Origin of the sequence: Vulcanococcus sp., assembly GCF_044369115.1 — a bacterium.
GTDB lineage: Bacteria > Cyanobacteriota > Cyanobacteriia > PCC-6307 > Cyanobiaceae > Vulcanococcus.
Genome location: NZ_JBIPMN010000004.1, coordinates 21,312 through 30,622, shown reverse-complemented (window position 1 = coordinate 30,622; position 9,311 = coordinate 21,312). Strand labels below are relative to the sequence as shown.

8 protein-coding genes are annotated in these 9,311 nt (G+C 63.4%); 5 read left to right on the top strand and 3 right to left on the bottom strand.

Annotated elements, in window-relative coordinates; translation table 11 throughout:
* Nucleotides 1–83: 83 nt before the first annotated feature.
* The 3 genes from ACIQ2E_RS00750 to rimI all read right to left on the bottom strand — a co-directional run bounded on the left by ACIQ2E_RS00750 (nucleotide 84) and on the right by rimI (nucleotide 4,283).
* A complete protein-coding gene (locus ACIQ2E_RS00750) occupies nucleotides 84–797 on the bottom strand; it encodes a hypothetical protein (RefSeq protein ID WP_398324745.1) in 714 nt (237 codons plus the stop codon).
* Between the two features lie 270 nt (nucleotides 798–1,067).
* Complete coding sequence (locus ACIQ2E_RS00745; protein WP_398324742.1) at nucleotides 1,068–3,629, bottom strand: ATP-dependent Clp protease ATP-binding subunit; 2,562 nt, start codon at nucleotides 3,627–3,629, stop codon at nucleotides 1,068–1,070.
* 150 nt (nucleotides 3,630–3,779) lie between these two features.
* Nucleotides 3,780–4,283: a ribosomal protein S18-alanine N-acetyltransferase gene (gene rimI / locus ACIQ2E_RS00740; RefSeq protein ID WP_398324739.1), complete on the bottom strand. Its 504-nt coding sequence runs from the start codon at nucleotides 4,281–4,283 to the stop codon at nucleotides 3,780–3,782.
* A 34-nt stretch (nucleotides 4,284–4,317) separates the two neighbouring features.
* Between rimI and lysA the strand changes: the two genes are divergently transcribed.
* From lysA to ACIQ2E_RS00715, 5 genes are read left to right on the top strand one after another with little or no spacing between them, the layout of a single operon-like run.
* Nucleotides 4,318–5,718, top strand: coding sequence for a diaminopimelate decarboxylase (lysA, locus tag ACIQ2E_RS00735; RefSeq protein WP_398324736.1), 1,401 nt, complete (start codon nucleotides 4,318–4,320; stop codon nucleotides 5,716–5,718).
* 25 nt (nucleotides 5,719–5,743) lie between these two features.
* On the top strand, nucleotides 5,744–6,580 hold the full coding sequence (cdaA, locus tag ACIQ2E_RS00730) for a diadenylate cyclase CdaA (RefSeq protein WP_398324733.1): 837 nt from the start codon (nucleotides 5,744–5,746) through the stop codon (nucleotides 6,578–6,580).
* Entirely contained in the window at nucleotides 6,577–7,371 is a 795-nt protein-coding gene (locus ACIQ2E_RS00725) for an isoprenyl transferase (protein ID WP_296368358.1), read from the top strand. The genes cdaA and ACIQ2E_RS00725 overlap by 4 nt, the downstream gene beginning before the upstream one ends.
* The gene (gene bioB / locus ACIQ2E_RS00720; RefSeq protein ID WP_398324729.1) at nucleotides 7,371–8,363 is read left to right on the top strand and encodes a biotin synthase BioB; all 993 of its coding nucleotides are present in this window, start codon (nucleotides 7,371–7,373) and stop codon (nucleotides 8,361–8,363) included. The genes ACIQ2E_RS00725 and bioB overlap by 1 nt, the downstream gene beginning before the upstream one ends.
* Nucleotides 8,360–9,304, top strand: a complete 945-nt coding sequence (locus ACIQ2E_RS00715) for a rhodanese-related sulfurtransferase (RefSeq protein WP_398324726.1) — start codon at nucleotides 8,360–8,362, stop codon at nucleotides 9,302–9,304. Before bioB ends, ACIQ2E_RS00715 begins: the two co-directional genes overlap by 4 nt.
* The last annotated feature ends 7 nt before the right edge of the window (nucleotides 9,305–9,311 follow it).

The following is a 9,311-nucleotide window of genomic DNA, read 5'->3' as shown; positions in this document are numbered from 1 at the left end:
GCAGAGAAGCCACCCGATAGGGTGGCTTTTTTGTTGGTTGCTCAGCTGCGGTGGATTGGGATTTGGAATCTGGCGCCACAGGTTTAGATCGGTGGCTTGATGAGCTGAAAGAGCCGGGTAATCATTAACGCGTATAGACACAGCAGCATGGTATCGAAGATTAGAGTCGCGATGAGGCCTGTTCGATTCATCCCTGTGATCTTCGCTCCTCCTTTGTTAATGATGGCGTTGAATGTTGCGTGGTAGTAGTCGTAGGTTCTTGCGGTCCTTGTTGGGCCAACATGGCTCATTGTGATGATGCTCGTTGACTTGCCTGTTTGAATCCGGTCGAGGCGGTAAAAGATCCAGCCCCATGTGATGGCAAAGAAGGGGAGATAAATGAGAATCTGACTGAGTAATGCACTTGGCCGTATGAGTCCTGGGTGGAAGATGAGTCCATTGATGAGGATGAAGTCCAGGCTCATCCTGCCAGTAGCCCATATCCCCATTGCGTCGAGCATCCACCGCGGGATGATGAGGCCTCTTGCGATTGCGCTCATTGTTAGGGCGATCCAGATGGCTGCTGCCACAAGCAGGATTGGGTGCAGATCTAGGCTTGTGAGACGTACGGCCTCGGCAATCAGTGACTGCGATGCCTTGAGGATCGGGTTTTCATTGACGGCGGCCTTCAGGATTTCGGAATTGCAGTATTCAATGAGGGCTAGGGCCAGGAAAACGGCAACTTCTTTGAGCTGCTCTTTCTTGGTGTAGTTCGCGACAGCCCTGTTGCTTGGGTCTCCACCTTCTCCTGATTGCATCGATCGTTGGTTTTAAAATGCTGCCAGATTACTCCTGGCTCGCTCATCTTTGCCGTCCGCTCATTGTTATGACCTTTTTGTTGACGCTGCTGCAATAGCCCTTCATTGTCTGCGGCGTATGGTTGAGGCTGCCTGGTCCGCAGGTCTTCATAGCGGCTTCTGTGATTTCTTTCTGGTGGTCTTTGTTCGGGCACGAAAAAGCCCGGGCGTAGACCCGGGCTTTTGAGCTGTGACAGTGTGATTGTCAGTTTTGAAGGGAGTGTGTCTGAGTTAGACGCCAGCACCGGCAAGCGCCGGGATTACGGCTTCGCCTTGCTTACGGATGACCACCTGCTTGTTGTCATCCACGTCGACAACAGCGCTGTCGCCTTCGCCGATACGGCCGGAGAGGAATTCCTCAGCCAGGGAGTCTTCGAGGAGGCGCATCACGGCACGACGCAGCGGGCGGGCCCCGTAGCTCGGATTGTAACCCTCTTCCACAAGTCGCTCCTTGAAGCTGTCGGTGACGGAAAGGTGGATGCCCTTCTCTGCCATGCGACCGAAGACCTCCTTGAGCATGATCTCGGCGATCTCCTTCACTTCGTCGCGGCTGAGTTGACGGAAGACGATGATTTCATCGAGACGGTTGAGGAACTCAGGGCGGAAGTACTGCTTCAGCTCTTCGTTCACTAGCGAGCGAATGCGGTTGTAATTGGTCTCTTCCGCATCGGCACCTGAGAATTCGAACCCGAGGCCTCCGCCACCTTTCTCGATCACCTTCGAACCGATGTTCGAGGTCATGATGATCAGCGTGTTCTTGAAGTCCACCGTGCGGCCTTTGGAATCAGTCAGGCGACCGTCTTCCAGGAGTTGGAGCAGCAAGTTGAACACATCGGGGTGGGCTTTCTCGATCTCGTCGAACAGCACCACGGTGTAGGGCCGGCGGCGCACCGCTTCGGTGAGCTGACCGCCTTCGTTGAAGCCCACATAGCCCGGAGGCGAACCGATCAGCTTGCTGACGGTGTGGCGCTCCATGAACTCCGACATGTCGAGGCGGATCATCGCCTCTTCGCTGCCGAAGAAGTAGGCCGCGAGCGACTTGGTGAGCTCGGTTTTGCCCACGCCGGTGGGGCCGGAGAAGATGAAGCTGGCAATCGGGCGGTTGGGGTTCTTTAGGCCCACCCGTGCGCGGCGGATGGCGCGCGACACAGCCTTCACGGCTTCGTCTTGACCGATCAGACGCTGGTGGAGGGTTTCCTCCATGTTCAGCAGCTTGGCCGACTCGCTTTCGGTGAGCTTCTGCACCGGCACACCGGTCCAGGAGGCCACGATCTGGGCGATGTCTTCCTCCGTCACCATCGGGGTGCGGTCGTCGGTTGCCGGTTCGGCAACAGCCGTGGCTGTGGTGACAGTGCTGACGGCCTCTTCACCCGAACCGCCTTCGGGCGCTTTGGCCTCAGGCTCTTCCTTGCGGGTCTGCAGGATGGAGCGGATCTGATCGCGCAGCTCCACTTCCTTATCGCGCAGTTCGCCGGCCTTGGTGAAGTCCTGCTCGCGAACGGCGTCCTCCTTCTCCTTCTGGATGGCACGCAGTTGCTTATCGATCTCCTTCGCTGCTGGCGGCAGCTTGGAGTTCATTAGGCGCACGCGGCTGCCCGCTTCATCGATCAGATCGATGGCTTTGTCGGGCAGGAAGCGGTCCGAGATGTAGCGATCGCCCAGGGTGGCGGCTGCCACGAGAGCCTCGTCGGCAATGGTGAGGCGGTGGTGGGCTTCGTAGCGCTCCTTCAGACCCCGCAGGATTTCGATGGTGTCATCGACTGAGGGTTCGCCCACCTGTACAGGCTGGAAGCGGCGCTCAAGCGCGGCATCCCGCTCGATGTGCTTGCGGTATTCGTCCAGCGTGGTGGCCCCGATGCACTGCAGCTCGCCGCGCGCAAGGGCCGGCTTGAGGATGTTGGCGGCGTCGATGGCGCCTTCGGCGGCGCCGGCACCGATCAGGGTGTGCACCTCGTCGATCACAAGGATCACGTTTCCGGCACCCCGGATCTCCTCCATGATCTTTTTGAGGCGCTCCTCGAACTCTCCGCGGTACTTGGTACCGGCCACGAGCAGGCCGATGTCGAGGGTGAGAACGCGCTTGTCTTCGAGGATGTCGGGCACATCGCCCGAGTTGATCCGCTGAGCCAAGCCCTCGGCGATGGCAGTCTTGCCCACGCCGGGCTCCCCGATCAGCACGGGATTGTTCTTGGTGCGGCGGCCGAGGATCTGAATCACCCGTTCGATCTCGTGCTGACGACCCACCACAGGGTCGAGCTTGCCGTCGGCGGCCTGTTGGGTGAGGTTGCTGCCGAATTCATCGAGCGTGGGTGTTTTGGTGGAGCCTTTGCCGCCACCGCCACCGCTGGCCACCTCGGCGGTTTCGCCGAGCATGCGGATCACCTGGGTGCGCACCTTGGCCAGGTCGACGCCGAGGTTCTCGAGCACCCGTGCAGCCACGCCTTCGCCTTCACGGATCAGGCCCAGCAAGAGGTGCTCGGTACCGATGTAGTTGTGGCCGAGCTGCCTCGCTTCTTCCAGGGATAACTCCAAGACCCGTTTGGCTCTTGGCGTAAATGGGATCTCAACGGCCACGAAACCGGAGCCGCGGCCGATGATCTTCTCCACCTCGACGCGAGCGTCCTTGAGGTTGACGCCCATCGACTTGAGCACCTTGGCGGCCACGCCTGTGCCTTCCCCGATCAGGCCCAGCAGGATCTGCTCGGTGCCCACGAAGTTGTGACCAAGGCGGCGGGCCTCCTCTTGGGCCAGCATGATCACCTTGATGGCCTTCTCGGTAAACCGCTCGAACATGGGCGGGGCCTGTTGCGTGTACTCCCAACTTATCAGGGTTGGCCTGGGGAGTGTGGTGTGCGGCTCCAATCGGCCAAAACCACTGAGGCGGCTGGGTTCTGAGGGGCCTGTTTCAACAACTCAAGCTCCACATTTATTCGGTTGTTCGCATCAGGAATGGGCGGCAATCCGAACCGCTTCCGTGTCCTGTAACCGCGCCCATTGGATCAGGGCATCGTCGCCATTGCGGTAGTAACCGCGACGGATGCCCTGCGTGCTGAAGCCGCAGCGCTCGTACAGGGTGGTGGCGGCGGTGTTGGCTGCGCTCACCTCCAGGGTGGCGCTCGCGGCGCCGCGCCGGCGCGCCTCTTGCAGCAGCGCCATCAGCACCTGCCGGCCATGACCTTGGCGCCGTTGATCGGGAGCGACCGCCACGGCGCTGATCTGCAGTTCATCCACCACCAGCCAGCCACAGGCCACTGCAATCAGGTGCTGATCCACCAATAACCCCATGCACAGGCGATCGCTCTGGCTCAGCTCCTGCTGCCATTGCTCTTGCGTCCATAGCCCAGCGAGGCTGGCTTGATCGAGCGCTAGGCAGGCCTCGAGTTGGTCTGGCCCAAGAAGTTGGGTCTGAGGATGCTCTGAGGCTTGGGGCTCTGTCTCAGCTGACACCAGGGGCCGGCGCGGCTCTTCATAGGATCGCCCGATGACCAGTACCAGTGAAGCCGCTCCTGCAGCGGAGATGGCCGTCGCTCAGCGGCCCTACGAAGCCAATCGCGATGGGGCCAGCCCTAACCGCAACCTCACCCCTCTCACCACAGCGATCGACCCAGAGGGGCGCCTGGTGGTGGGTGGCTGCGTGCTGAGCGACCTGGCCCGGCGCTACGGCACACCGTTGTATGTGCTCGATGAGGCCACCCTGCGCGGCACCGCTCAGGCCTATCGCAAGGCCCTGGCCTCTCACTATCCCGGCTCAGCCCTGGCGCTCTACGCCTCCAAGGCCAACAGCAGCCTGGCGATAACGGCTGTGGTGGCTTCGGAGGGCCTGGGCCTCGATGCCGTGTCCGCCGGTGAGCTGCTCACCGCTATGCAGGGTGGGATGCCCCCGGAGCGCATCGTGTTCCACGGCAACAACAAGAGCCTGGAGGAGCTGCGCCTGGCGGTAGAGCTGGGGGTGACCGTAGTGGCCGACAACTGGCTCGACATCGAGCAGCTCGCCAGCCTGGCGCCCGCCCATCCCGTGCGGCTGATGCTCCGCTTCACCCCGGGGATCGAGTGCCACACGCACGAATACATCCGCACCGGCCACCTCGACAGCAAGTTCGGCTTTGATCCCGACCAGCTGGAGGGGGTGCTCCAGCACCTCAAGCAGTGCAGCTGGGCCCAGGTGAGCGGCTTGCATGCCCACATCGGCTCGCAGATTTTTGAACTGCAGCCCCACCGCGATCTCGCTGCAGTGATGGCGGATGCCCTTAAGTTGGCCCGTGGGATGGGGCATCCGGTGAGCGATCTCAACGTGGGTGGTGGCCTGGGGATCCGCTACGTGGAAAGCGATGACCCGCCGTCGATTGATGCCTGGGTGCGCACCGTGGCGGAAGCCGTCGCAGCGGCCTGCCAGGAGCGCGGCCTGGATCTGCCTCGCTTGCTGTGTGAGCCCGGTCGTTCCCTGGTGGCCACCTCGGGCGTCACCCTTTACAGCGTGGGCAGCCGCAAGGACATCCCCGGCATCCGCACCTATCTCTCTGTGGATGGCGGCATGAGCGATAACCCTCGCCCGATCACTTACCAATCCCAGTACACCGCGGTGCTGGCGGATCGGCCGGAAGCGGATGCCTCCGAAACGGTCACCCTCGCTGGTAAGCACTGCGAATCCGGTGACGTGCTGCTCAAGGATCTGGCGCTGCCCCCGGCCACCAGTGGCGATGTGCTCGCTGTGTTCGCCACCGGCGCTTACAACGCCTCGATGTCGTCCAACTACAACCGCATTCCCCGCCCGGCGGCCGTGATGGTGCACGACGGCATGGCCGATGTGGTGCAACGCCGGGAGCAGCCGGAAGATCTGCTGCGCTACGACGTTCTTCCGGAGCGACTTCAGCCGGTAGCCTGACCACCAGGATGAAGCTGTGGTGGGGGTGTTTGGGGTGATAGCGGGAATCCAGCTGGGCGCTGTGCTGGATCTCCTGCTTGCCACCGCCCTGGGCATGGTGCTCCTGGCGCGGGTGAATGAACCGCGCACCCTCTGGTTGCTGCGCGGTTACCTCACCTTGGTGGCGTTGGCCTGGGTGGTGCAGCGCTACGCCAACCTGCCGCTCACCAGCAAGCTGATCGACGCGCTGGTGATGGCTTGCAGCCTGGCGCTGGCCATCCTCTGGCAGGGGGAGCTGCGGCGGCTGATGGAGCTGCTCGGCACGGGCCGGCTGGATGTTCTGTTTGGCAGTCAGCGCGGCGACAAGCTTGCCTCCGGATCGGCGGCCGTGCTCAGCGAAGCGGCAGGGCGCCTTTCGCAGCTCCGGCGCGGCGGTTTGATCGTGGTGGATCTGGGCAGCGACCTCCGCCCTGAGGATTTCCTCAATCCCGGCATCGCCCTCGATGCACAGCTCTCGGCCGACCTCTTGCTCAACCTGTTTGCTGTGGATACGCCCCTTCACGACGGTGCAGTGCTGGTGAAGGGCAACCGCATCCTTTCGGCGGGCGTGATCCTGCCGCTCTCACGCCAGGGGTTGAACCGCTTTGGCACCCGTCATCTGGCGGCGCTGGGGATCACTGAGCGCTTTGATCGTTGTCTGTGCATTGTGGTGTCTGAGGAAACGGGAACGCTCTCAATGGCGCGCCAGGGTCGGTTGGAGCGGCCGCTCACCAGCAGCCGTTTGCAGGAGCTCTTGGGTGAGTCCCTCGCCCAGAGCAGCAAGCAGGTCGCCAAGGGTGCTGGGCGTAGCGTGGCCATGGATAAGGCCGAATCCAGCCCATGAGTCGCTCCCTGGCGACCGCCACCGCTGTCCAGGGGAATCGACCTTCCCGTTCGTTGCTGCCCGCCAGCCTGGACCCCGCCCGATTGCCGGCCCACGTGGCGGTGATCATGGATGGCAATGGCCGCTGGGCCAATCAGCGCAAGCTGCCCCGCGTGATGGGACACCGCGAGGGTGTTGAAGCGTTGAAGCGCACCCTGCGTCTGTGCAGCGACTGGGGCATCGGTGCCCTCACGGCCTACGCCTTCTCCACCGAGAACTGGAGTCGCCCCGGTGAAGAGGTGAGCTTCTTGATGACCCTGTTTGAGCGGGTGCTCGCCCGCGAGTTGCAGGCTCTGGAAGAAGAGCAGGTGCGGATCCGCTTCCTGGGTGATCTCGAGCAATTGCCGGCGGGTTTGCAGCAGCTGATCGCCGATGCCACCAGTCGCACCGCCGCCAACACGGGCATCCATTTCAATGTCTGCACGAACTACGGCGGTCGCCGTGAGCTGGTGCGTGCGGCGCGGCTGCTGGCTGAGCAGGTGGCGCGTGGGGAGTTGGATCCCGCAGCGATCGATGAACAGCAGTTCGCCGCTCAGTTGTTCACCGCCGGTGAGCTGGATCCCGACCTGTTGATCCGCACCAGCGGCGAACAGCGCATCAGCAATTTCCTGCTCTGGCAACTGGCCTATGCCGAGCTGCACATCACTGATGTGCTCTGGCCCGATTTCAACGAAGCCGCGCTCACCGCGGCACTGCTCGATTACCAGAGCCGTCAGCGCCGTTTTGGCGGCGTTGAGCCCCACGCCTCCTGATGACGTCCAGCCCCTTGACCCTCCCCGCCCTCGAGCTGCGCCACGACTGGAGCACCGCTGAGATTCAGGCGCTGCTCGAGCTGCCCTTGATGGATCTGCTCTGGCGCGCCCAGGCCGTGCACCGCCAGGCCAACCCCGGCTACCGCGTGCAATTGGCCTCCTTGCTCAGCGTGAAGACTGGTGGCTGCGAGGAAGACTGCGCCTATTGCCCCCAGTCGATGCACAACAGCAGCGACGTGGCTGGACGGCCGGAGCTGGAGGTGGAGCCGGTGCTCGCCCGGGCCCGCGCCGCGAAGCAGGCCGGTGCCCACCGGTTCTGCATGGGCTGGGCCTGGCGCGACATTCGCGACGGCGCCCCCTTTGAAGCGATGCTCGCCATGGTGCGCGGCGTGCGCGAGCTGGGGATGGAGGCCTGCGTGACCGCCGGCATGCTCACCGATAGCCAGGCCCAGCGGCTGGCCGAGGCCGGGCTCACCTCCTACAACCACAACCTCGACACCAGCCCCGAGCACTACGACCGGATCATCACCACCCGCACTTTCCAGGAACGCCTGGAAACGCTGCAGCGGGTGCGCAAGGCCGGGATCTCGATGTGCTGCGGCGGCATCATCGGCATGGGTGAAACCCTCACCGATCGGGCCTCACTGCTGCAGGTGCTCGCCGCGATGAATCCTCATCCTGAGAGCGTGCCGATCAATGCGCTGGTGGCGGTGGAGGGCACGCCGCTTGAGGATCAGCCGGAGGTGGATCCGCTGGAGCTGGTGCGGATGGTGGCCGTGGCGCGGATCTTGATGCCCCACAGCAGGGTGCGCCTCAGCGCCGGGCGCGAAACGATGAGTCAGGAAGCGCAGGTGCTCGCCCTGTTGGCCGGAGCCGATTCAATCTTCTATGGCGACACCCTGCTCACGACGGGGAATCCAGATGTGGCCGCCGACCAGGAGCTGCTCGCGGCCGCCGGCGTGACCCCCTGGCAGGAGGCCGTGCCCGCGTGAGCGTGCAGGTGGCGGCCTTCTATGGCTTCACGGCCATGGCGGAGCTGCCGGCGTTGCAGGTTGAGCTCCGGGCTCTGGCGGAAGCCGGCGCCGTTCGCGGCACGATCTTGTTGGCCGAAGAGGGGGTGAACGGCACCATCAGCGGCCCTGAAGCCAGTGTGCAGGCGGTGTTGGCCAAGCTGCGGCAGTTGCCCGGGCTAGCGCAGCTGGAGGCAAAGTTCAGCGCGGCCCCCGAGCAGGCTTTTCACCGGCTCAAGGTGCGGCTCAAGCGCGAGATCGTGACCATGGGCTGCCCCACCGTGAAGCCCGCCGAGCAGGTCGGCACCTATGTGCCGCCGCAGCAGTGGGATGCCCTGATCCGCGATCCCGATGTGCTTTTGGTGGATACCCGCAACGCCTACGAGGTGGCGGTGGGCACCTTTGAGGGGGCGATCGATCCCGGCACCGAGAGCTTCCGGGAGTTCCCAGCCTGGGTGGAGCGGGAGCTGCGGCCCTTGGTGGAGCAGCGCCAACCCAAAGCGATCGCCATGTTCTGCACCGGTGGCATCCGCTGCGAGAAGAGCACGGCCTATCTGCTGCAGCAGGGCTTTGAGAACGTGCATCACCTGCAAGGCGGCATCCTGCGCTACCTCGAGGAGATGCCCGAGCAGGGCACGAGCTGGCAAGGCGAATGTTTTGTGTTCGATCAGCGGGTGAGCGTGAACCATCAGCTCGAGCCGGGCAGCTACAGCCTCTGCCATGCCTGCGGCTTGCCGCTCTCGCCCATGGATCGTGAACTTGCCTCCTACCGCGAGGGCGTGTGCTGCGTGCATTGCATCGAGCGCTTCAGCGATGGCGACCGCGCCCGTTTTGCTGAGCGTCAGCGCCAGATGCAGTTGGCCCGTGAGCGGGGCGGGCAGCATATCGGTGCTCGAGTCGCGGCAGCGTCCGCGGCGGGCTGAGGCTCGA

Coding starts and splice junctions, on each gene's coding strand:
- ACIQ2E_RS00750 (WP_398324745.1), bottom strand. CDS start 797: ATGCAATCAGGAGAAGGTGGAGACCCAAGCAACAGGGCTGTCGCGAAC.
- ACIQ2E_RS00745 (WP_398324742.1), bottom strand. CDS start 3,629: ATGTTCGAGCGGTTTACCGAGAAGGCCATCAAGGTGATCATGCTGGCC.
- lysA (WP_398324736.1), top strand. CDS start 4,318: ATGACCAGTACCAGTGAAGCCGCTCCTGCAGCGGAGATGGCCGTCGCT.
- ACIQ2E_RS00725 (WP_296368358.1), top strand. CDS start 6,577: ATGAGTCGCTCCCTGGCGACCGCCACCGCTGTCCAGGGGAATCGACCT.
- bioB (WP_398324729.1), top strand. CDS start 7,371: ATGACGTCCAGCCCCTTGACCCTCCCCGCCCTCGAGCTGCGCCACGAC.